26 protein-coding genes are annotated in these 21643 nt (G+C 69.7%); 13 read left to right on the top strand and 13 right to left on the bottom strand.

Annotated elements, in window-relative coordinates; genetic code table 11:
- Positions 1-41: 41 nt before the first annotated feature.
- The 7 genes from BLV01_RS15405 to BLV01_RS15385 all read right to left on the bottom strand — a co-directional run bounded on the left by BLV01_RS15405 (position 42) and on the right by BLV01_RS15385 (position 6032).
- Positions 42-2129 (bottom strand): phosphocholine-specific phospholipase C, encoded by a 2088-nt coding sequence (locus tag BLV01_RS15405; RefSeq protein WP_091801424.1) that lies wholly within the window; start codon positions 2127-2129, stop codon positions 42-44.
- Positions 2130-2298: 169 nt separating this feature from the next.
- The gene (locus BLV01_RS25530; RefSeq protein WP_139178732.1) at positions 2299-2505 is read right to left on the bottom strand and encodes a hypothetical protein; all 207 of its coding nucleotides are present in this window, start codon (positions 2503-2505) and stop codon (positions 2299-2301) included.
- A 185-nt stretch (positions 2506-2690) separates the two neighbouring features.
- Positions 2691-3152 carry a GNAT family N-acetyltransferase gene (locus BLV01_RS26320; RefSeq protein ID WP_175485979.1) on the bottom strand — a complete coding sequence of 154 codons (462 nt, stop codon included), beginning with the start codon at positions 3150-3152 and terminating at the stop codon, positions 2691-2693.
- Positions 3149-3586 (bottom strand): hypothetical protein, encoded by a 438-nt coding sequence (locus tag BLV01_RS26315; protein WP_175485977.1) that lies wholly within the window; start codon positions 3584-3586, stop codon positions 3149-3151. The genes BLV01_RS26320 and BLV01_RS26315 overlap by 4 nt, the downstream gene beginning before the upstream one ends.
- A complete protein-coding gene (yeiP, locus tag BLV01_RS15395; protein WP_091801418.1) occupies positions 3576-4142 on the bottom strand; it encodes an elongation factor P-like protein EfpL in 567 nt (188 codons plus the stop codon). Before yeiP ends, BLV01_RS26315 begins: the two co-directional genes overlap by 11 nt.
- Before the next feature lie 152 nt (positions 4143-4294).
- The gene (locus tag BLV01_RS15390) at positions 4295-5065 is read right to left on the bottom strand and encodes an SDR family NAD(P)-dependent oxidoreductase (RefSeq protein ID WP_091801413.1); all 771 of its coding nucleotides are present in this window, start codon (positions 5063-5065) and stop codon (positions 4295-4297) included.
- Between the two features lie 484 nt (positions 5066-5549).
- Entirely contained in the window at positions 5550-6032 is a 483-nt protein-coding gene (locus tag BLV01_RS15385; RefSeq protein ID WP_091801756.1) for a GNAT family N-acetyltransferase, read from the bottom strand.
- A 173-nt stretch (positions 6033-6205) separates the two neighbouring features.
- On the opposite strand from BLV01_RS15385, the gene BLV01_RS15380 reads away from it, so the two are divergent.
- Both BLV01_RS15380 and BLV01_RS15375 read left to right on the top strand, forming a co-directional pair.
- Positions 6206-6874, top strand: a complete 669-nt coding sequence (locus BLV01_RS15380; protein ID WP_091801403.1) for a DUF4189 domain-containing protein — start codon at positions 6206-6208, stop codon at positions 6872-6874.
- Between the two features lie 150 nt (positions 6875-7024).
- Positions 7025-8446 carry a hypothetical protein gene (locus BLV01_RS15375; RefSeq protein WP_091801400.1) on the top strand — a complete coding sequence of 474 codons (1422 nt, stop codon included), beginning with the start codon at positions 7025-7027 and terminating at the stop codon, positions 8444-8446.
- Positions 8447-9014: 568 nt separating this feature from the next.
- Here the strand turns inward: BLV01_RS15375 and BLV01_RS25525 are convergent.
- A complete protein-coding gene (locus BLV01_RS25525; RefSeq protein ID WP_139178730.1) occupies positions 9015-9248 on the bottom strand; it encodes a hypothetical protein in 234 nt (77 codons plus the stop codon).
- 422 nt (positions 9249-9670) lie between these two features.
- Between BLV01_RS25525 and BLV01_RS15370 the strand changes: the two genes are divergently transcribed.
- Positions 9671-10069, top strand: coding sequence for a hypothetical protein (locus tag BLV01_RS15370; protein ID WP_139178728.1), 399 nt, complete (start codon positions 9671-9673; stop codon positions 10067-10069).
- A complete protein-coding gene (locus BLV01_RS15365) occupies positions 10066-10932 on the top strand; it encodes a S1 family peptidase (RefSeq protein ID WP_254782657.1) in 867 nt (288 codons plus the stop codon). The genes BLV01_RS15370 and BLV01_RS15365 overlap by 4 nt, the downstream gene beginning before the upstream one ends.
- Positions 10933-11009: 77 nt before the next feature.
- On the opposite strand, the gene BLV01_RS26640 is transcribed toward BLV01_RS15365, so the two are convergent.
- A complete protein-coding gene (locus BLV01_RS26640) occupies positions 11010-11180 on the bottom strand; it encodes a hypothetical protein (protein WP_217633523.1) in 171 nt (56 codons plus the stop codon).
- A gap of 565 nt (positions 11181-11745) precedes the next feature.
- On the opposite strand from BLV01_RS26640, the gene BLV01_RS15355 reads away from it, so the two are divergent.
- Positions 11746-13152, top strand: coding sequence for a peptidoglycan-binding domain-containing protein (locus tag BLV01_RS15355; protein WP_091801388.1), 1407 nt, complete (start codon positions 11746-11748; stop codon positions 13150-13152).
- Between the two features lie 68 nt (positions 13153-13220).
- On the opposite strand, the gene BLV01_RS15350 is transcribed toward BLV01_RS15355, so the two are convergent.
- Positions 13221-14438: a glycosyltransferase gene (locus BLV01_RS15350; RefSeq protein WP_091801380.1), complete on the bottom strand. Its 1218-nt coding sequence runs from the start codon at positions 14436-14438 to the stop codon at positions 13221-13223.
- A 192-nt stretch (positions 14439-14630) separates the two neighbouring features.
- Between BLV01_RS15350 and BLV01_RS15345 the strand changes: the two genes are divergently transcribed.
- Genes BLV01_RS15345 through BLV01_RS15330 form a run of 4 tightly spaced genes read left to right on the top strand, consistent with a single transcriptional unit; the run spans position 14631 to position 16903 of the window.
- Positions 14631-15059 carry a hypothetical protein gene (locus BLV01_RS15345; protein WP_091801376.1) on the top strand — a complete coding sequence of 143 codons (429 nt, stop codon included), beginning with the start codon at positions 14631-14633 and terminating at the stop codon, positions 15057-15059.
- Between the two features lie 49 nt (positions 15060-15108).
- Positions 15109-15990: a hypothetical protein gene (locus BLV01_RS15340; RefSeq protein WP_139178726.1), complete on the top strand. Its 882-nt coding sequence runs from the start codon at positions 15109-15111 to the stop codon at positions 15988-15990.
- The gene (locus tag BLV01_RS15335; protein WP_139178724.1) at positions 15980-16567 is read left to right on the top strand and encodes a hypothetical protein; all 588 of its coding nucleotides are present in this window, start codon (positions 15980-15982) and stop codon (positions 16565-16567) included. Before BLV01_RS15340 ends, BLV01_RS15335 begins: the two co-directional genes overlap by 11 nt.
- A gap of 42 nt (positions 16568-16609) precedes the next feature.
- Positions 16610-16903, top strand: a complete 294-nt coding sequence (locus BLV01_RS15330) for a hypothetical protein (RefSeq protein ID WP_091801367.1) — start codon at positions 16610-16612, stop codon at positions 16901-16903.
- Positions 16904-16919: 16 nt separating this feature from the next.
- On the opposite strand, the gene BLV01_RS15325 is transcribed toward BLV01_RS15330, so the two are convergent.
- A complete protein-coding gene (locus BLV01_RS15325; protein WP_078998001.1) occupies positions 16920-17138 on the bottom strand; it encodes a hypothetical protein in 219 nt (72 codons plus the stop codon).
- An 89-nt stretch (positions 17139-17227) separates the two neighbouring features.
- Positions 17228-17446, bottom strand: a complete 219-nt coding sequence (locus BLV01_RS15320; protein WP_091801364.1) for a hypothetical protein — start codon at positions 17444-17446, stop codon at positions 17228-17230.
- Between the two features lie 442 nt (positions 17447-17888).
- Between BLV01_RS15320 and BLV01_RS15315 the strand changes: the two genes are divergently transcribed.
- Together BLV01_RS15315 and BLV01_RS15310 are read left to right on the top strand one after the other, a co-directional pair.
- Positions 17889-18368, top strand: coding sequence for a hypothetical protein (locus BLV01_RS15315; protein ID WP_139178722.1), 480 nt, complete (start codon positions 17889-17891; stop codon positions 18366-18368).
- A 7-nt stretch (positions 18369-18375) separates the two neighbouring features.
- A complete protein-coding gene (locus tag BLV01_RS15310; protein WP_091801358.1) occupies positions 18376-18828 on the top strand; it encodes a hypothetical protein in 453 nt (150 codons plus the stop codon).
- Positions 18829-18838: 10 nt separating this feature from the next.
- Here BLV01_RS15310 and BLV01_RS15305 read toward each other — a convergent pair whose 3' ends face one another.
- Positions 18839-19804, bottom strand: coding sequence for a LysR substrate-binding domain-containing protein (locus tag BLV01_RS15305; RefSeq protein WP_091801355.1), 966 nt, complete (start codon positions 19802-19804; stop codon positions 18839-18841).
- A 101-nt stretch (positions 19805-19905) separates the two neighbouring features.
- Between BLV01_RS15305 and BLV01_RS15300 the strand changes: the two genes are divergently transcribed.
- Together BLV01_RS15300 and BLV01_RS15295 are read left to right on the top strand one after the other, a co-directional pair.
- Positions 19906-20733 (top strand): aminotransferase class IV family protein, encoded by an 828-nt coding sequence (locus tag BLV01_RS15300; RefSeq protein ID WP_091801352.1) that lies wholly within the window; start codon positions 19906-19908, stop codon positions 20731-20733.
- A gap of 77 nt (positions 20734-20810) precedes the next feature.
- The gene (locus tag BLV01_RS15295) at positions 20811-21383 is read left to right on the top strand and encodes a hypothetical protein (protein ID WP_091801349.1); all 573 of its coding nucleotides are present in this window, start codon (positions 20811-20813) and stop codon (positions 21381-21383) included.
- Positions 21384-21643 lie beyond the last annotated feature (260 nt).

The raw sequence follows: 21643 nt of genomic DNA, 5'->3' as shown, positions 1-21643 counted from the left end.
GCCGCCGGCCTGTCGGGCGGGCGGCCGCGCGCCGGCGCGGATCAGGCGCCGATCGCCGGATCGCTGACGCTGGCCTCGCCGTTCTCCGCATGGCCGGCGAAACGGCGCAGATAGGCCGCGTCCTTGTTCGAGGTCAGGCTGAAGTCGTACCAGCCGCGCGCGCCCGCCAGCGGCCAGCTGTCGCTGCGCTTGGCGCCCGGCGCCAGCGCGTAGCTGCGCGCGGCGGCGGTGCTGTAGCGGTTGGGCTTCAGGCTCAGCGTGCACGCGGCCTTGCCGGTGTTGGTCAGCTCGATCAGCAGGCGTCCGCCGGCGACGTCGTGGCGCACGGTTACTTCCGGGTTCGCGCCGTCGGCGGCCAGGGCCTTGTTGAGATCGCCCTTGAACGCGCGCAGGAACCCGTTCGGGCCGTACGCCGACAGGTCGTAGACGCCCTTGGTGACTTGCTTGGCGCTCCAGTAGTCCGACAGCGCCGTGCCGGCATCCAGGGTGTAGTACCAGGGGCCGTCGCTGCGGTTGCCGGCATAGACGTTGAAGCAGGCGCCGGCGACGCCGCTGTTGCCGAAGTCGAGCCAGTAGCGCCCGCTGGAGGCTTCGATGCGGCCGCCGACCTGCAACTCGTACGGCAGCGCGCGCGCCGGGCGCTGGCCGCGCTCCTGCTTGGGCAGGCGCTGCTGCGCCGGCGGCTTGGGCGTGGCCAGGCGGCAGCTGGCGTCGGCGCCGTCCATGCTGTGCGCGGTGTCCGGCAGCGTCGGCCAGGCCGCGTTGGGGGTGGCGAAGTCGAACGCGGTGCTGAGGTCGCCGGCGACGGTGCGGCGCCACGCGCTGATGTTCGGCTCGGCGACGCCGAAGCGCGCTTCCAGGAAGCGCAGCACCGAGGTGTGGTCGAACACCTGCGAGTTGACCCAGCCGCCCTTGCTCCACGGCGAGATCACGAACATCGGCACGCGCACGCCCAGCCCGACCGGGATGCCGTTGTAGTTCTCGGTCGCGGTGTCGACCGTGCTCTTGCCCAGGTCGGCGTTGATCGCCGGCAGCGGCGCGGCGGCGTGGTCGAAGAAGCCGCCGTTCTCGTCGTAGTTGATGATGAACACGGTCTTCGACCAGACCTCGGGATTGGCCACCAGCGCTTCCAGCAGGCGCGCGGTCAGCGACTCGCCGTAGGCCGGCGTGGCCTCGGGGTGTTCGCTCATGATGTAGGACGGCACGATCCACGACACCGCCGGCAGGGTGCCTTCGCGCACGTCCTTGGCGAACTCGGCGATCAGGTGCTCGCCGCGCGAGGTCTTGGCGTTGGCCTCGTTGGAGCCGGGCACGATCGCGCGGCCGCGCTTGTACAGCTGCGAATTGGTGTCGAGCTTGCGGAACGCGGCGAAGTAGGCGAGCGAGTTGTCGCCGTAGTTGTCGTGCTCCTGGTAGACGCGCCAGGCGATGCCCTTGTCCTGCAGGCGCTCGGCATAGGTCTTCCACTTGTGCCCGGCGAAGGTCGGCTTGTCGCGGGCCATGTCGCCGGTCCAGTTGCCGTCGTCGGCGTTGTTGACCGCCTGCGCGCCGTAATCGCCGACGGTCATGCCGCTGGTGCCGGCGAACAGGTGCATGCGGTTGGGATTGGTCGGGCCGTGGTGCGAGCAGTAGTACGCGTCGCAGACGGTGAACGCGTCGGCCAGCGCGTAGTAGAACGGCATGTCCTCGCGGGTGAAGTGGCCCATGCACATCGGGCCCTTGACCGAGATCCAGGCGTTGTAGTCCTTCCAGCGCGAGTACGCGCCTTTCCAGCTGGGGTCGATGTCGGCCAGGCAGTGCGCGGCGGTGCTGGCGGTGTCGAGATGGAACGGCAGCACCACGTTGTTCGGCGCGCCCGCCGACTTGGGCTGCTCGAACGCGGTCTTGCCGCCCGGCAGCGGGATCGGCCGCGGATCGTCGAAGCCGCGCACGCCGCGCAGCGCGCCCAGGTAGTGGTCGAAGGAACGGTTCTCCTGCATCAGGATCACCACGTGCTGCACGTCCTGGATGGTGCCGGTGACCCGCGCGGCCGGCGTGGCCAGGGCGGTGCGGATGCTGGGCGGCAGCAGGCCCAGCGCGGCGGTGGAGCCGGCGAGCTTGAGGAAATCGCGACGGGTCGGGGAAGCCAAGGCCTTGCTCCAGAGCTGGGCGCGGCGCGGGTGCGCCGCCGGGGGAAACGATAAAGCCTGGAAGCGGCAGATTGCAGGTTCGTGGCAGCGCACGGCGGGTGTGCGCGATCACGGAATCGCAAGCCGGCGCGGCGGTTTTGCCGCGATTTTTGTGTGAGGTCCGTCGCTGCTATCGATGTACGGCGTTGCCTGGGCTGGCGTTGCGCTCGACATATCGGCCGGAGTTTGCGCGGCTGGCGATAGCCGCGAAATCCTCGACGCCGTCGTTGCGGCGAAAGCCGCGATCGGTTTTGCTTTCGTTTTCGCCTTTCGCGTTCAGGAAAAGCGACAGCAAGATAGAAATGGATTCCGGGGTTCGCCGGAACGGCGGGAGCATGGGCGGCGGCACAGGCGCCGCGATGCGCTCGGTGGGAGGGCCTTCAGGCCCGACGCCTTCCGATCCGATGCGGCATGGCGCCCTGGACGAAGAGCGTCGGGGCTGAAGCCCCTCCCACAGACGCCGCGATGCGCTCTGCTGGAAGGGGCTTCAGCCCCGATGCCCTTCGCTCCGATCGCCGCGCCTCAATCGCGCAGCCACAAGGTCATCAGCCGCCGCGGATGCGCCACATAGCCCGCGCGTTCGTAGATCCCGCGCGCATGCGCATTGTCGTCGTTGACCTCCAACCGCAGCGCGTCCAGGCCCTCGGCCCGGCACAGCGCCTCGACTTCGCCCAGCGCGCGCTTGGCCAGCCCGCCGCCGCGATGCGCCGGCAGCACGAACAACTCGTCGAGCAGGCCGAAGCGCCCGCCGAATTCCAGGCTGAAGCAGAACCCCAGCACGAAGTAGCCGGCGATCTCATCGTCGCGCACGATCAGGCGCAGGCGCCCGGCGTTCGGGTCGGCGACCAGCGCGCCCAGCGCCCGGCGCAGCGCCGGCTCGTTCCACGGCAGGTGCTCGACCTCGTAGAACTCGCGCAGCACCGGGATCAGCCGCTCGATGTCGGCGGCGGTGGCGGCGGCGAAATGGTAGTCGGGGGCGCTCATAAAAAACGGTCCTGCTCTTGGCCGTAACGCTGCATCCAGCGGGAGACGGCGGGATCGGCGGCGTCGCCGGCGTAGCGGATGCGCAACTGCGACCAGCGCGCGCGCTGCTCGCCCACGCGCCGCTCGTGTTCGCGGGCGAGGGACTCCATCGCCGCGGCATCGGCGGGTTCGCCGCCGGAAAACGCCTTGAATTCTTCGTAGTCGCGGACGAATCCGCGCAGGTCCGCGGGCAGCGCGCAGAAGCCGTCGCGGTGCGGCGGCTGCAGCCATTGCGGAATCTCGCACTGCGCGGCGGCCGCGGTGGCCGCGGCCTCGCCCGCAGCGCCCGCGCCGGAGCGCGAGCACGCCATCGCCAGCGCCATGGCGGCGCCGGCGCTCAGCAACGCCGCGGCTCGCAGGGCGGCCGCGGCGGTGCGCGCGGTGTCAGTCCGCACGTCCGGCGAACTCGCCGGTCGCGGTGTTGACCAGCACGCGCTCGCCGGTGCCGATGTACTCCGGCACCATGATCTCGATCCCGGTCTCCAGCTTGGCCGGCTTCGGCCGCTTGGTCGCGGTGCCGCCCTTGAGTTCCGGCGGGGTCTCGATCACTTCCAGCGACACGCTCGCCGGCAGCTGCAGGCCGACCGGCAGGTCGTCGATGATCTGCACGTAGAAGCCGCCGAGGTCGGCGATGATGTAGCCGGCGGCGTCGCCGACCACGTCGGCATCCAGGGTGTAGGGCGTGTAGTCCTCGTCGTCGAGGAACACGAAGGCGTCGCCGTCCTTGTACGAGTACGTCGCCTGGCGGCGGCTCAGTTCGACTTCCTTGAGCTCGTCCTCGGCGCCGGCGCTGAGGTCGAACTTGGCGCCGCCCGGGACCGAATACATGGTGAAGCGGAACTTCACGTTGCCGCCGCGGCCCTGCGGCGAGCTGCGTTCGATGTCGCGCACCTGGTACACGGTGCCGTTGTGTTCGATGACGTTGCCTTTCTTGACGTCGTAAGCCTTCATTGCGTCGATTCCGGTCGAGATGTTCGTTGCGTTTCCGACTGTAGGAGCTGCGCAAGCTGCGACCGCGGGGTGGCCCGTCGCGCCGAGGCTTGCGGCGTAGTTGCGTTGTCGCGGTCGCGGCTCGCGCCGCTCCTACAGGTAGGGGTGTGGGTTTACTTCGGCGCCAGGCGCGTGGCGCCGTCCAGGCGGATGGTCTCGCCGTTGAGATAGGTATTGCCGAGGATGTAGGCGACCAGGTCGGCGAACTCCTCCGGCTTGCCCAGGCGCGAGGGGAACGGGATCGAGGCCGACAGCGACTGCTGCACCGATTCGGGCATGCCGTCGACCATCGGGGTCCAGAAGATGCCCGGCGCCACGGTCATCACGCGGATGCCGAAGCGGGCCAGCTCGCGCGCCATCGGCAGGGTCATGCCGACCACGCCGCCCTTGCTGGCCGAGTACGCGGCCTGGCCGATCTGGCCTTCGTACGCGGCGACCGAGGCGGTGTTGACGATCACGCCGCGCTCGCCGTCCGCGCCGGCCTCGTTGTGCTGCATCAGGTCGGCGGCGGCCTTGGCCACGTTGAAGCTGCCGACCAGGTTGACCATGACCGTGGTCTGGAACTGCGACAGCGCCATCGGCGCGTCCTTGCCCAGCACGCGGCCGGCGCCGAGGATGCCGGCGCAGTTGATCGCCGCGTTCAGGCCGCCCAGAAACTCCTGGGCCGCCTTGAGGTTGGCCGACACCCCGGCCTCGTCGGTGACGTCGGTGCGGAAGTAGCGGGCGTTGCCCTCGCCGAGCGCGGCCACCGCCTGCGCGCCCTTGTCGTCGTTGACGTCGAACAGCGCGACCTTGCCGCCGCGGGCGACCAGGTGCTGGGCCACGGCGAAACCGAGGCCGGAAACGCCGCCGGTGATCGCGGCGCGGGCATTTTCGAGTTGCATGGGGCGGTCCTGAGGGCGGAAAAGGCGCCATTCTAAAGGACCGCGGGGGAGGGCGCCGCCCGGGGCGGGCGGGCGTCTGCCGCCGGAACGGGGGCGGCGTCAGCATTTTTGCGCTGGCTCGGCCTGGGTGGTGCGGCTTTGCGGGCCCGAGCCCGCTTTACTGTGTGAAGGCCTTCGGCCCTGAAGCCTTGCGCTGTGGGAGAGCCTTCAGCCCGAAGTCCTGGCTGTGTGGAACAGCCTTCAGTCCGAAGCTTCGGGCTTTTGTGGGAGGGCCTTCAGTCCGAAGCTTCCGGCTTTTGTGGGAGGGCCTTCAGGCCCGACGTTTTCCGGTCGGATCGCCGCAACCTGTCGGCAAAGCGTCGGGCCTGAAGGCCCTCCCACAAAAGCCGCGGCCCGCTCGAAAGCGGTCCGCTCAAAAGCGGCCTGCCCGAAGCGGACCAGACGCAAGGCGAACCCAGACCCCCGGTCGAATCCAGCGCCCTATTCAAAGCGAACGCAAATACCAGGTATGGCTACCGCGCAACTCGCCATACCCCATCGGCGCTTGCAGCAGTTGGAAGCTGTTGGCTTCGAGCAGGCGATGCGCCTGGCTCATCCGGTCCAGCGCCTCGACATAGCATTGGCCGTAGCCGAATCCGCGTGCGGTCAGCAGGCACTTGTCCAGCAGCGCCTGCCCCAGGCCGATCCCGCGCACGCCGGGCAGCAGGTAGAACTTGCGCAGTTCGCACACGCCGTCGTCGCCGCCGAGCAACGGCGCGATGCCGCACCCGCCGCCAACCCTGCCGTCGCGCTCGACCACGAAGTAGGCGCTGCGCGGCCGGCTGTAGGCGCGCTGCATCGCATCGACCTCCGGATCGCTGGCCAGGCCCGACCCGAATTCGGCCAGCACCTGGCGGGCGATCGCCGCCAGCGCCGCGTCGTCGCGCGGCAGGATCGGGCGCAGTACGGTTCCGGGCGGCAGGGTCATGGCGGGCGGCGTTCCTTCGGTCGCGAAGGCGACATCCTCGCTCAAGGCGGGGCGGTTGCGAAGACGCTGCGCGACGGCGGCCGGGACGGGGCCCGCGGCGCGCCGTCCGCCGGCCTGGCCGCGCGCTATCATCCGCCCAGGCGCAACGCCATGGACCGTTCGAGGGCAATCGGATGTCGAAGCACGCACGCCGCATCGCCGGCCTGTTCCTGCTGGCTTCGGCGCTGGCCGCGCCGCACGCGGCCGCCGAGCAGGGCTGCCCCGACGGCTTAAGCCCCATCGGCCAGGCGCCCGGTCCGACCTGCGTGCCCACGCCCGGCTATGGGCTCAACCCGCCGCCGCGTGCGCAGCCGCGACAGGCCGCGCCGACGCCGATGCCGCAGATCACCATGATGCCGTCGTTGCCGCGCCCCCGGTACTACGGCGTGCACGTGACCGACCCGGCGCGCACGCAGCTGTATTCGTCCAATTACTCGCTCGACGTCGATGCCGCCGCCACGCTGGCGCTGAACTTCTGCCGCGAGCAGACCGGCCAGACCTGCGTCGTGCTCGGTTCGTTCGTGGACCAGTGCCAGTCGATCGCGATCGACGCGGCGCGCAAGACCTATCGCGGACTGGACCCGATCCCGCGCGTGGCCGCGCGCGCGGCGATGGCCGAATGCACGCGCGCCGACAAGGCCGGCGAGTGCCGCCTGTGGCGCTTGCCGCTGTGCTCCGGACTGGGCTACGGCGAGGGCGACTATGTCGGCAACGACAACGGGCGCACGCCCGAGCAGATCGCGGCGGAAATCGACGCCATGACCCGCGAGTTGTCGGCCGAGCTCGCCCGCGGGAATCGCTGAGCCCAGGCCGCAACGCGCAACGGCGCCGGCGCCGGCCACGCTGCCCCGGCCGCTGCCTGGCTGAGGGCCGGCGTGCACGAACGCGCGGCGTCGGCTGTCCCGGTAGACGCGTCCTTTGCGTTTGGATGGGAAACCGAACAGGGGCGAGTCATGAAAACCATATGGACATCGGCCGCCGTTGCGGCCGCGATCGGCTGCGTCGCCGCTGCGGCGGTCTCGCAGGAACGCAGCGCCACCGCCGCGCCGGCACCCACCGCCGCCGCCGCCGCGCCGCGCTTCCCCAGCTACGACCCGCGCTACCCGCCGCCGCCGGGCACGCCGCCGGCGCAGGTGTTCCAGCTCAGCCAGGACTTCCCCAAGGACTACGTCAGACAGACGTTCCCGTGGGAAACCATCGACTTCAAGGCCTTCCCCAACGAATACCTGCGCGCGGTGCTGAACTACTGCCTGGAAGGCAATGTCGACGTCGACTTTCGCGTCCAGGACAACCCGGTGCGCAAGTGGTACCACGCGCCGTGGCTGCACGACGACGGCAGCCAGTTCGGCGGCGGCCGCGAGTACCGCCGCGGCATGACCCGCGAGCGCATGTCGCGCCCGTTCGAACTGCACAGCAAGCAGACCGGGCGCGGCCAGAACTGGGCGGTGGGCTTCTACAACGACCGCGGCGGCGTCGGCCTGGGCAAGGTCTGGCTGACCGCCGACGGCCGCCCGGACCCGGCCAAGTCCACCTTCCCGCCCAACACCGTGGCCTGCAAATTGCTGTTCACCGACGCCCCGGTCGAACAAGTGCCGTACCTGGCCAACGGCAAGGTCTGGACCGCCAACATCTATCCCGACACCAACTACAACAAGCCGCGCGTGGACAAGGAAATGCGCCTGCTGCAGCTCGACGTGGCGGTGAAGGACCCGCGCCTGGCGCGCAGCAGCGGCTGGGTGTTCGGCACCTTCGTCTACGACGGCGGCTCGCCGGGCAAGACCGTGTGGGACCGCATGAGCCCGGTCGGCCTGATCTGGGGCGACGACCAAGCGGTGCGCACCGACGCCCAGCGCAACGGCGTGTTCGTCAACACCGCGCTGACCCAGTCGCGCATCAACGGCTTTTTGGTCGAACAACCCGGCTGGGACTACGGCAACCGCGCCTACGTGCGCCACCACGGCCTCGGCGGCCGGGTCAACGGGCCGATCGACAGCCCGATCTCCTCGTGCGTGTCCTGCCACGGCCGCGCCGGCACCTTCGCCAACGCCGCCGACCCGGTCAACCGCGGCCGGCCGATGGCGATGGCGGTGTTCAGCGCGAACAAGCCCAGCGACTTCCCGATGGACAAGTTCGACGAGTTCTTCAAGCCGATCGCGGACGGGGCGCACCTGGAGACGCAGGACGGCGATCGGTTCATGACCACCGATTATTCGTTGCAAGTGACCGGCGGCATCCGCAACTACTACCAGCACCTGCGCAGCCAGCCGCCGGTGGTCGCCGAGTCCGTGCCCAACTCGCGCGGCGTGCGCGCTGCCGCACCGGTGGACCTGAGCGACGCGCCGCCGCTGCCGCGGGTGGATCGCGACGCGGATTGAGGCCGGCGTCCGGCCCGGGCAGAGCGGCGCGCAAGCGCTACGGCGTCGCGCGCAACCCATGCGGGCTTGCGCGCAAGCGCGGCAGGTCCGACCGCAACGCAAAAGGTCCCGGCGTCGCCCCAAATTGGGGCGACGCCGAGGCGGGCGAGGCTTGCGCGCAAGGCGATGTGGCTTGCGCGCAAGCCGCGATGGCTAGCATTCGGGCCGAAAAGCCTCGTCGAAAACGATCCGGGCCTGATTCGGCGAGGAATTTCGCCCCACGCGCAAGCCGCGACGGCTTGCGCGCAACGTTCATCGGCTTGTGCGCAACCCGTTCGGTGTTGGCGTTGAACCAAATTGGTGCGTGGCTGGAGGAAAAAGGCTTGCGCGCGAGCTGCTGAGTCTTGCGGCTGGGCCGGTGAAGTCCGATGCCGGGCGGATTCGGTCGGAGCGCGAACCGTAATAGCTCGCGCGCAAAGCGAAAAGCTTCGCGGCTGGTGCAAATTGTCTCGCGCGCGAACCAGAAAGCCTTGCGCCGACGCACATGCTTGCGGCCTGAAAACCCGGTCCCGCCCGCCGTTCGGGTAGCTCAATCAGACCGGACGTTGTCCAGGCCGATTCGCACTTGACTGGCCCAGATGCGAAACACAGAGGCAAGGGCCCGGCGACGCGCTTGCTCGGCTTTGCTCGGGCCCAACGGCAGCGATGCTGCGGAATCGATGGTATCGGCGACGCGCAGCATCTCGTCGTGAAGCGCGTGGAGCGCTTCATAGGCGTCGACGGACAGTCGAAATGCGGACGACGCGGAGGACTTGCGGGACATAGACGGAACTCCCAGGCGGGCGAAGGTGCGGCCATCGCTTCGTCGACGGCGGTGCGCTGTACGGGAGTTCCGAGGCTCCGGTCGCCAATGTCCGCGAGGCGGCGCTTTCCGTCAATGGCTCGGGATGTTCTCTATCTCATTTCGCCAGAAGACCTTGCATCCATGTCACCAGCGCTATGCGATTCTTGTGCCGTCTGGAACTGGAGGTTGGCGATGCGCGAATGCGTGGGGTCGCCGATCTTGCTTCGCCATCGGTGCGCGAAGTGATGCCGCGCCACTCGCCCGCGTCTCGTGGGCGCGCATGCTTGAGCGAGTCGCTGTGCGGATTCGACACCCGTTTGCGGCAGTAAGCGGAAGCGCTGCGCGGATCGAGCCCCGGTTTCGAGTACAGTCGCGGCTGCCCAAGAGCAAGGAACATTCCGGTGAGAGCTAAGGGATTGGCCGCGGCTGCGCTCGGTCTGGCGCTGTCCATCGGTATCGGGACCGCATCCGCGCAGGCGATGTGGCCTCGCTTGCCCACCTCCGGTTTCACTACCGGCCGTGCGGCGACTCCCGCCGACGTCCAGGCGGGCCGGGCGGAATTCGCGCTGGCCCATGGGGCGGTGCCGGTCAGCAAGCCGCTGCCGTTGCTCATTCCCCAGTACGCCTACCATCGCGACGGCGACAAACGGGTACCGGTGATCGTTGTCCAGGCCGAAGAGCTTGGCGGCCGGAAGTTCGTCGGAGCGCGGATGGCCGATGGCGTTGGCCTGGTCGGGTATCTGGGCGAATTCGAGTTGCTGGGCCGCGAGGCGCCGAAGGCTAGGGCCAAGACTCCATGATGGTGCGGTCGCTTTCAGTTCCCATCGCCCTGTTGCTTCTGGTTGTGTTCTGCAGGGCCGACGCGATTACGATCCGCGACGACACCGGCGATGCCGAGTATCGCGTCGCGGCAACCCATTTGGCGGCCCTGGCAGATCTGCCCGGCGAAGGCCACGGCGTGCTGATTGCGCCGCAATGGGTGCTGACCGCGGCGCACGCGGTGTCGTGGCAGGAACACGTGGATCGGGTCGTCATCGCCGGCACGCCCCGGCGGGTCGAGCGCGTCGTGCTGCATCCCGGATTCAAGCGGTTGCCGCAAGCGTTGGTCGACCGGGCGCTGGCCAACGGCGACGGCAACGAGATCGTGGCGTTCCTGTCCGCGTCCGACGACGTCGCCCTGGTGAAGCTGGCCGAGCCGGTCGTCGATGTGGCACCGGTCGCGCTGTACCGAGGGCAGGGCGAACTCGGCAAGACGGTCGAGATCCTCGGCAAGGGCGCCACCGGCACCGGCGCGCGCGGACACGATCTCGACGGATCGCACCGCACCGAACTGCGCCGCGCCCGCAACCGCATCGACCGCGCCGACGCGCGCTGGCTCTGCTACACCTTCGACCGCCCGCCCGCGGCATTGCCGTTGGAAGGCATGGCCGGCAATGGCGACAGCGGTGGGCCGGTGTTGATGCGCGGTCTCGGACGCTGGCGTCTGGCCGGGTTGGCGTCGTGGAAGATCGTCCAAGGGGATGTGCGCACTACGCGCCCTGGGCAGTACGGCCATTCGAGCTGCAATGTGCGGGTGAGCCGGTATGTGGGATGGATCGACCGAACCATGTCCGCTGCGGCGGACGCGAAGCCTGAGGTCGCTGGTTCTCGGCGATCGCGCTGATCCGCAGGCGGCGGCGATGTTCCGCCCGGCGGATTCTTCGTGTGCGACATGCCTTGATGTCGAATGGCGTTGTCGACTCACCAAAAATACATCAATCGCTCGATTTTCTTTATTGAAAAGTGCAGTCCATAGCGCTTTGGCTGGCTACAGGCTTGTGCAATAAGCTCGTCTGCGGCACGGTTGGATGCGAGTGTGTCGGCGTCGAGCCGTAACGCATCATCGGTTTGGAGTGCGGCGATGACGGGCATGCGGGGCGCCGTGCGAACGCGTCTTCTGAACGGCCGGCGGCTCGATGTTTCAACGGATGTCGCGATGAACTGTTTTGCTTCGTTTTGTTCCACCTTCCTGGTTGTGGCGTGCATGGCGTCGTGTACTGCGACGCAGGCGGGGGCGCGCGCTTCTCGGTCGGAAGGGAAGGCCGATGCCGAGCGAAGCGCGGCAGCCGTCGCTCGCGGGAGCGAACATCGATCGGTAGCGGTGAAGGCGGTGACGTATCCCGCAGCGCTACGCGGGACATGGCGACTGGATCCCCTGTTTCGGCCATGCTTTCTGCCGTTGAGTCCTGATTCTGACGGGAGATTCATCGTCAAGGCCGACGCAATCGAATCCTACGAATCCACGTACGCGCCGATAAGCGTAGAGGCAGACCCTGCCAAGAAGAACTCGTGGCGCATTGTCTCCGTAGAGAATCACTTGGGGACGCAGAAGGAGATGATGAAACACTCCTTTACCGTGGAGGGCGACAGGCTGGTCGAGCAGGATGGCGACTACCAGGCGGTCTATGTCAAGTGCAAGGAACGCACGGAGTGATTCATGGGCAGGGAAGCGCCGAGGCATTACCAGGTCACGCAGTACAACTTCGATGAGGCCGGCGAGCGAAACACCGCCGTAGCGGCTTACGACGATCTTGTTACGCATCACCCCTTGGCGAACTTCGGCGCGCGCATGGTCGACGGCGGCCTGCGGGGCGTCGAGCGTCCGGAGCGTCGCTCGCATGCGTTCATCGACGGCGCATTTCAAGAGGTGGAGATGCTTCGAACGGACGAGTACCGTTCGCTCAAGCCGGATCAGGTGTTGTTGATCAAGGACTTCATCCTCGAGGACAGGCCGGACTCCAGTTCGACGGCAACCCGGGCGGTGGATGTTCCGTCTCCGGTCGCCGGGTATGTCAGCAGACGCGACGACAGGAACGGGCTGGTCGAAATATCGGACCGAAAAGACGGCGAGGTCATTGCCAGGGTCCGGCATCTTGGTCCGATTGCCGTTGATGCGGATTCGTTCGTCGCCTATGGCCAATCGTTGGGAACCCAGAACGCGCTGGGCTTGCCAAGGGGCGCCGGCAAACATGTTCATGTCGAGATGGACACGCGCTATCGGCCGCAGCTCGAAGGCTATGTGAACGACTTGGCCAGCGGCCGCCTTCCGGTACAGGCGCAGTGGCGGCAGGGCGTGCAGTCCCAGCCCGCCGCGGACGACGGCACGATGCGGCTGGGGCAGTCGAGCGAGCGGATTGGCGACCTGCAGCGGGCGATGGCTGCGGAGGGCTATCGATCGTCCGGCGGGCGGCCGCTCGATCAGGACGGCGTTTATCGCTTGGGCATGCAAGGAGCATTGCTCGATTTTCAGCGCGACCATGGCGTCGCGCAGACCGGCAACATCGACCCGGCGACGTTGCGCATGGCGCCGCCGCAGGCCGAGCGGCCGGCCGATCGGCAGGATCATTTTGAGCCGCATCGCCCGATGCCGGCTGCGCGTCCCGAGGCGCCCACGGCGCCGGGACATCCCGGGCATCCGGATCATCGTCCCGGATTGAGCGATCCGCTGCCGGAACCGGTCAATCGACACGCGCTGCGGGCTCCGGCGACGGAAGAGTCGCAGCCGCTGGCCGAGCTTTCGCCAGCGGATCGGCTGTTGTTCGACAGGATCCGGTCCGAAGCGCCCACGCATGTATCCGATGACGTCGTCGCGAGTGCGATGTTGGCGGGCAAGCAGGCCGGTATCGACAGCGCCGACAAGGTCGGCCTCGTCGCCGTGACGGGCGAACGTCTGTGCGTGGGCGGAACGACGCCCGGGTTTCATGCGATGGTCGACACCACGAAGCCGGCGCCGCAGTTGCAGGAGACCGTGCAACAGGCGCAGGCCCTGGATCATCAGCGCATGGCTCGGGATCAAGAGCGCGAGGCGCTGTTCGTTCAGAACAGCCCGGGTCGGTCGATCTAGCCGGCGAACTTGCCTGATCGAAACGCAGCGCACGGCGGGATTTCCGGCGCGCGCTGCGTGTTTTGCGCTTAGCCGCAGAACAGATCGATCAGCCGCCTCGCCGCCACCGCCGCCCCATCCCCCCGCACCATCCCGGCGACTACTTCGGCCCGCACCCGCGTCCGCGGCGTCAGCGCTGTCGCCAACGCAGCGCTCAACGATTCCACGCTGGCGACCGCGCCCGCATGCGCCACGCCGATGCCCAAATCGGCGACGCGCCCGGCCCAATACGGCTGATCGGCGATCTGCGGCACGATCGCCTGCGGCGTTCCCGAGCGCGTCGCGGCCATGGTCGTGCCGGCGCCGCCGTGGTGGACGATCGCGGCCATGCGCGGGAACAGCGCTTGTTGGTTGACCTCACCGACGGCGTAGCAGTCGTCGCCGGCGTCCACCGGGAGCAGGCCGGCCCAGCCGCCGGCGAGGACGAGGCGGCGGCCCTGCGCGCGCGCGGCCTCGATGGCGATACGCGCGGCGCTCCCGCCCCAGGCATGCAGCGGCATGCTGCCGAAGCCGACGTACGCCGGCGGCTCGCCGGCGTCGAGAAACGCGCACAGGTCCGGCGCGAGCGGGCGGTCGTCGGGCAGGATCCAGTTGCCGGTCTGCACGACCTCGCACAGGCTGGTCGGCGCCCGCGGGCTCAGCACCGGGTCGGTGGCGAGCCAGGGCAGGGCGGTGAAGACGCGGTCGCGCAGGTGCTGCGTCGGCGGCAGGCCCAGTTCGGCGCGATGGCGGTTGGCGGTGTCGCCGAAGGTGTCCTGCATCGCCTGCGCGTTGATCGCCCAGCGCTCGCGGTTGCCGGTCCCGGCCGGTGGCGGCGGGCTGTGCGGGAACTGGAACGGCGCGTGGTGCACCGAGGGCAGGTAGGTCGGGCAGTAGCCGGCGTAGACGTAGGGCAGGCGGTGGCGTTCGGCCAGCATCTGCGCGGCGGTAGTGGACGGGAACAGGCCGGTGGCGAGTACGGCGTCGCAGCCTTCGATGGCGACGCTCAGCGCGTCGCGGTACATCGCCATGATCTGCGCGCCGCGGCCGGGGATGTCGGGCGTGGGATCGGCCATTACCTCGCGGATCCAGTCGCGCACCGGCGGGCCGACCGGGAACAGTTCGACCCCGGCCTGCTCCAGGCGCTGGGCGAAGTCGGGCGAGGCGCAGACCCGCGCCTGCGCGCCTTGCGCCTGCAGCGCGGCGGCCAGGGCGGCCAGCGGTTCGGCGTCGCCGCGCGAACCGAAGGTGGACAACAGAACTCGCATGTCGCTACTCCCGTATGCGCCGAACGCGGCGGAGGGCGGCGATCCTGCGCTCGCGGCGGGGGCTTGCTGCAAGCCCCGGACGGAGTACTATGTTGATACCGGGAAGGGCGAAAGCCCTTCCCGTTTTCGTTGGCGCTTCGCGCCGCGGCCTCGGGCATACTGCCGCGCACAGCGAACGTCGCGGGGAAGGGGATGGACGGCTACCGCTTCACCACCGACCTGTTCCGGATCGAGCCCGGCGAAGACGAGGACATTAACCCGCGCAGGTACGGGCGCCAGCTCGCGCAGTGGCTCAAGGCGCAATTGCAGTCGCGCGGCTACCCGGTCGAGCCGGTCATCGACGAGGATTGGGGGCGCTGCCTGATGTGCGCCCGCGAGCCCTTCGCGTTGTGGGTGGGCTGCGGCAACGAGGCCGACTACGGCACTGCGCAGCCCGGCGATCCGCCCCCGCCGGCGGAGCAAGTCGTGTGGTGGTGCGTCGCGATGGCGGAGGTGCCTTGGTGGAAGCGCTGGTTCACGGCCGTGGATGCGGCCCCGGCCCTGGCGCGATTGAACGCGGTCCTGCATGAAATACTCAGCGCCGAGCCGAGGATACGCCTGCTGTCCGACGACGAGGCGTAGCGACGGCGGTACGGGGTCGGTTCGAATGGAACGCAGTGCAGGCGGACGTATGGAGCGCGACGCGAACACGGGAATGAAGACGGGAGCGGCGGCGCTGGGCGGCGCGACGATGGCTGCGGCGGCGGCCGTGGCGGTTTCGCTGGTCGCACGTGGCGCTTTGCGCCGAGGCGGGTTGTCGCCCGACGATGTAGGCGTGGCGCTGCTCGTGTTCTACGCCACGTGGCTGGTGGTGGCATCGATCGGATTGCCGACGTTCCTGGCCCTGCGCTGGCTGGGTTGGCTGCGCTGGTGGTCGTGCGTGCTGGCCGGCGCGGTCGGCGGCGCGGGATTCGTGGCGGTCCTGAGCGGCGTGCGGGTCTGGCAGGCCGGCGATCTTGCATTTTGGGGACTGATCGGCGCGGTGGGGGCGCTGGCGTTCTGGCTGGCGATGCGCGAACGCCGACGCGCGCCGTCCGGGACCGAAGGCGGCGACGATTCCACCGGAACCATCAACGCGCAGCGGTTGGCGGCGGCCTCGCCCTTGTATTCGCAAGGCCACGGCGGCGTCCTGGAACAGGAATTCCACGCGCTGGTGCTGGACAGCGTCCGCCAACCCCGCTGCGATACCCTGACGCTGCAACGCGTCGCGCAAGCCTGCGAACGCGGCGGCTTGAGCCGCGACGCGTTCTGCGATGGCTACGCGCGTTTCATCGCGCAGGAGTTCGCGCGCGGCGAGTTGTCGTATGCCGATGCCGATTGCGCTATCGGCGATCTGATGTCGTTGTCGATGGAACTGGAACTGTCCGAGTTCGCGATGCGCATCTACGCAGCCTTCGACGCCGGCGAACACTCGCGCGCCTGGGACGAGCCCGGGGCCATCGCCTGGCAAGTCCATACCTTGCCGCAGATCATGCAGGCGCTCGCCGAAGCGGAGCCCGGCGATGAGCGTTAAGCGCCTGGGGTCCTGGCTGGCGGATATCGCGGCGTTCGCCTTGGCCGCGACCGGAACGGTCGGCGCCGCGCTCATGGCCATGCGCCCGACCGGCTTGCGGCAGTTGTTCGTCATGGGCGTATCGCTGCTGGTCCTGGCGGCGTTGCTGGCCTGCCTCATCCGCGCGGTGCGGCAGTGGAAGCGACTGCGGTTCGCCGGTTTGCTGGCCCCGGCTGCGTTGCTGGCGGCGCTGCCGCTGGGCGTGGAAGTCGGGCAGGGGCTGCGGACCTGGCGTTTCGAACGCGACCTGCCGCGCTATCAGGCGATGGCGAAGTGGGCGCTCGCGCGCGCCGTGCCGGGCGAGCGGATCGATGTCCCGATCCCGCCCGAAGCCCGCGACCTGGCTTACCTGGTTCGCGTCAGCGACGAGCCCGGCTGCGGCAGGATCGTCGATTTCTACTGGGGCGCCGGGTTCCCGGTGAAACACACAGCGCGCCGTTACGTCGAAATTCCGCAGAAGATCGAAGACGATGCGTGCCGCGGTTACTGGACGCGCGGACTGCGGCGCGGCGAGCATTGGTTCGAAGCTTCGGATTGAAACCGCCGCCGCACGCCGGAACCCGACTGACCTACCTACGACATGAATCCGAACGCCGCAACGCTGGACTGGATCGTCATCGCCGCGGCCAAGCTGCTGGCGGCGGCGGGCGTGTGCATGCTGGGGCTCTGGGCATGGACGGCGCTGGCGTCCGCCTGCCGCTTCGCCGAAGTCGATTGGACCTGGCACGGGCCGGCGGTGTCGACGCTCGGCTTGTGTCTGGATGATTACGCTGTGCAGTCGGTACAACGCGACGGGCGCGAATGCCTGGAGCTCTACGCGCTCAAGGACGGCCTGCCGGTCGGCGAGCGCTGCCCGCGTCCCGACGCGCGGTGACGCGCCGGGACCCCGCTCAGCGTGGCGTCGGACAAGGCCGATGCCCGTCGCCGTAGCGCGCGCATTCCAGGTACCACTGGTAGCACTGCGCTTCGCTGGTGCCGGTGGACTGGCAGGACAGGTAGTTGTTCTCGCAACGCTTGCACACGTCGGTGGCGGCGTTGGCGCCGAGCGAGGCGGCCAGGGCGAAGGCGAACGTCGCCAGCGCCAGGCGGATGCGGGTATGGGGTTTCATCGAAGCCTCCTTGCGGATCGGGATTGCGGACCGGCGCGCGCCGGCCGTCCGCGCGGAGACGATCCGCGCGGACGGCGGGCTGGGCGGAATTACAACGGGCAGGGATGGCCCTGGCCGTCGCCGCGGCGCATGCAGCTGAAGTAGGTGGTGTAGCACTGCTGATCGGTCTTGATGTTGGCGTCCAGGCAACGCTGGAGATCGTTCTCGCAGGCCGCGCACCAGTCGAATGCGGCGATGCTGCTGAATGAGAAAGACAGGCCGAAGGCGAACACGGCGAGGGCCAGACGGAACGTTCCTTGCTTCTTCATCGAAAACCTCCTGGAAAGTGGCGAGGCCGGCCGGGGCGCCAAGCTGGCGATCCGTGCGCAGCCCACCCATCCTAGGTGCGATCGGTCGCATTTTTTGTGGGCGAGACCCCAGTTTTCCGTTGGCTGCCGGCACGTCGGGACAGCGGCGGCGGAAGCGGGTCGAGGGCGGCGCGACGAGGCCGCTGGGTGTCGCCTTGGTCAGGCCGCGTCCCGTCCTGACTCGAACGACACCGGCACCACCACGCCGGCGGCGATCATGAAGCAGCCGTTCGCCTCGCGTGCGCGTCGCGGTGCATTGCGGCCGCGCAACCGCCGCGTTCGCGCGTGGCGGCGCGCATCGGCGCCGCGATTGCTGCGCCGCGATCCGCGGCCGGCTACGATGGCGCGGCCGCGGCGCCCGCGGTGCGACGGTTTCGAGGACCCCATGCGATCCGACCTGCCCATGCTCGTATGCAAGGTCAACCAGCCCGACGGGCCGGTGGCCTACGTGACCTTGACCCCGCAGCAGGACCTGTCCACGCGCGGCATCGCGCCGCAGGAGATCGTCGGCCAGATCATCGATCCCGAGCAGCCCGGCATCGCGCCGGACAACTTCGCCCGCAACCGCGTGTTCGTGGAGTTCCTGCACGGCGTGATCGCGCGCCACGGACCGTCGCTGCCGGGCTTGCGGGACGAGGCGCAGCGCCAGGGCGAGGGCATCGTCGCGATCGTCGACGGCCGCGCTGAAACCCCGCAGGACGCGGTGCCGCCGGAGGACATCCTCGGCGCGTTCCAGGTCGCCGAAGGCCGCATCGTCGCCGACAGCTACCGTCCCAATCCGAACCACCGCATCCTCAGCGCGCGCGGGTTCTTCCAGCTCGATCCGCAGTTGCAGCGGGTTCTGCTCGAAGAACTCGCGGCCAGCGTCGTCGCCGGCGCCTAGGCGGCCCATGAAAGTCTTCGCCGCCCTTGCAGCCTTCCTGTTGCTGACCGCCTGCGCCAGCGCACCGGCGGTGCGCGAGCAGGCCGCCGCCTCGCCCTGCCTGCCCGGCGGCGCTCAGTGCGCGATCTACGATTTCGCCATGGCCGACGAGCGCGTGCTGCGCGCCAACGGCGAGGCGATCGAGGTCGAGTGCCCTTGGACGTCCGACGATCTCTCCGCCGAGCAGCGCCAGGCGCGCTGCGCCGGATTGATCGAAATGGCGGCGAACCTGATCGCCCAGCGTTTGTCGGGCGTGCTGGGCGAGATCCGGCCCGAACAGGTGGATTACCGCGACTCGGGCGAATGCGTCGACATCAACGGCAGGGTCGGCTCGTGCTATCGCAAGCTGCGCGCCCAGGTGCCGTTGCCCTGGATCGTGCCGCGCCCGGGCGCGGCGGCGGCCGATCCCGGCCTGCGCTGAGCCGCGCGGTTCAGTCCGCTGCGTCCCGCGCCGCAGCCGCGCCCGCGGTTGGGTCCGGATTGCGGGCTTCTTCGAGCAGCCAGTCGCGCAGCGCTACGACCCGCGCGTCGTCGTCGCGCGACAGCGGGTGCACCACGCGGTAGGCGTAGTCCGGCGCCAGTGGCAGGACGATGTGGTCGAACAGGCGCACCAGCCGGCCCTGGGCGAGGTCGGCGCCGATCAGTTCCAGTTCGGCCAGACCGACCGCGTGGCCGTCAAGCGCGGCCTGGACCACGTGGCTGGCGTCGGCGAAGGCCATGCAGGCGCGGTCGTCGAAATCGTCGAGGCCGGCCGCGGCCATCCACTGGCGCCAGTCGGGCCAGACCATCGATCCGCTGCGCCAGGACACGTGGCTCAGGCACGCGCCGCGCGCGAGCAGGTCGCGCGGCTCGCGCAGCGGCGCGCCGGCGTCGCGCAGGGCCGGGCTGCAGACCGCGACGATGTTCAGGCCGAACAGGCGCTCGCTGCGCAGGCCGGCGTCGCCGCCGCGGCCGAAGCGGATCGCCAGGTCGATGCCGTCGGCGTCGAAGTCGCGCAACTCGTCGCTGATGTCGAAGCTCAGCGCCCACTGCGGGTGCGCGGCCTTGAACCGCGGCAACCGCGGCAGCAGCCAGTTGCTGGCCACGCGCGCGCTCAGCGACAGGCGCAGGCTGCGGTCGTCCCGGTCCAGGCGGCGGGCGCGGCCGAGCGCGCGCTGCAGCGTCGCCAGCGCTTCGATCGCGGCGCGGTGCAGTTCGGCGCCGGCCGCGGTCAGCGCGATGCTGCGGCTGTTGCGCACGAACAAGGTCACGCCGAGCTGTTGCTCGATGTCCTTGATCTGGTGGCTCACCGCCGCCGGGGTGAGGCCGACTTCCTCGGCGGCGCGGGTGAAGTTCAGATGCCGCGCGGCGGCTTCGAAGGTGCGCAGGGCGCGGGTGCCCGGCAGGTTGCGTGGCATCGATCTTCAAACGGAATTTGACGTTGCGGCGAGAACTACTCGTTTCCCCGCGCGCGGTCAATCTCGGATAGTCGCCGGCATCGCCTTCAGGACGTACGCCCATGTCGCTGCAAACCACCCACCTCGGCGGCCGCGCGCCGGCCCAGATCGACGGCGGCGACGCCGAGGCCGCGGCGCTGGCGCCGCTGGCCTTCGCCGGCCACGCCCACTTCACCGCGATGCAGGTGCGCGACGGCCGCGTGCGCGGACTGGACCTGCACCTGCGCCGCCTGCGCGAGGCCTCGCAGGAGTTGTACGGCCGCGCCTTGCCCGACGAGACGGTGCGGGCGCATCTGCGCGCGGCATTGCGGCGCGCGCCGGCCGATGTGTCGCTGACCGCGACCGCGTTCCTGCCGGTCGGCGAGTTCACCGCCGCGGACGACGGCGCGCTGCCGTCGCTGCTGGTGCGCACCGCGCCGCCGTCCGACGGCCCGGCCGGGCCGCTGGCGCTGGCGGCGGTGGAGCACGAACGGATGCTGCCGCACCTCAAGCACGTCGGCGAGATCGCCAAGACCTACCACCTGCGCCGCGCAGTCGTGCAGGGCTACGACGATGCGGCCTTCCTCGACCGCCACGGCCGGCTCGGCGAAGCCACGATCTGGAACCTGGCGTTCTGGGACGGCGAGGCGGTGGTGTGGCCGCAGGCCGAGGTGCTGGCCGGCACCACCCAGGCGATCGTGCGCCGCCAGCTCGATCGCCTGGGCCTGCCGCAGCGCGAGCGCGCGCTGTCGCTGGCCGACCTGCCGGCGCTGGCCGGTGCGGCGGTGATGAACTCATGGACCGCGGGCGTGGCGGTGAGCCGGATCGGCGAGGCCGCCCTGGCCCCGTCGCCGGCGTTGCTGGCCGCGCTGCATCGCGCGTTCCAGGCCGAGCCGGCGCAGGCGCCGTAGCGTCGAAGGGCATGACCGGACGCGGCGGCTGCGTTATCGTCGCGCTCATCGCCGCCGCTCTTCGCCCAGGATTCCGCATGCCCCGTGCCGCCTCGTCGTCGCTGATCCTCGCCGTGCTCGCGTCCGCGCTGCTGGCGCCGTTCGCCGCGGCCGCCCTCGAACCGGCGGTCGCCAAGCCCGACGCCGCCGCGTCCGCCGGTGGCGTTGGCGCCACCGCCCGCGCCGTGTCGGCCGGCATCGTCGCCGGCATCCGCCAGGGCGCGCAGCAGGACCGCAACGCCAAGCCCGCACAGATCGCCTGCGTGCGCGCGCTGGCCTACGACGCGGTCGCCGCGCCGGCGCAGCAGGTGATCGAGGCCAGCCTCGACGCGCAGGACCGCGCGTATCTCGAAACCTTCTACGCCAGCCCGCTGGGCGTGAAGTACCAGGCCGCGATGCTCAGCAACGCCGACCCCGACAAGGCCTTCAGCGCCGAGGAGTGGACGCAGGCCCAGGCGGCGATGGCCTCGCCGGCCTACCAGAAGCTGCGCGCAGCGACGGTATCGTCGAATCCGCTGGCGGCGCAGAAGATCGGCGGCACCTTGAATCCGCTGCTGGGCGCCTGCTTCAAGGACGCCGACGGCCAGGGCGGCGAGGCCAAGGGCGGCTGAGCTGCGGCGTCGCGGCTGCGGCTTCCGACGATGCAGGGCTTGCGGTTGTAGGAGCGGCGCGAGCCGCGACCGCGGAACCGCGCTTGCGTCGTTGGCGGAAGGTCGCGGTCGCGACTTGCGTCGCTCCTACAGCCGGTCATGGCGCTTGCGCCGTAGCTGCGGCGACGCGTCTGCGGCGCGCGAAGATGCCGGGTTTGCGAGTGTAGGAGCGGCGCGAGCCGCGACCGCGAAACCGCGCTTGCGTCGTTGGCGGGAGGTCG

The organism is Lysobacter sp. yr284 (genome assembly GCF_900107375.1).
Taxonomy (GTDB): Bacteria; Pseudomonadota; Gammaproteobacteria; order Xanthomonadales; family Xanthomonadaceae; genus Lysobacter.
The sequence above is the reverse complement of the archived record's forward strand: the minus strand, read 5'-3'. Positions and strand labels throughout refer to the sequence as shown.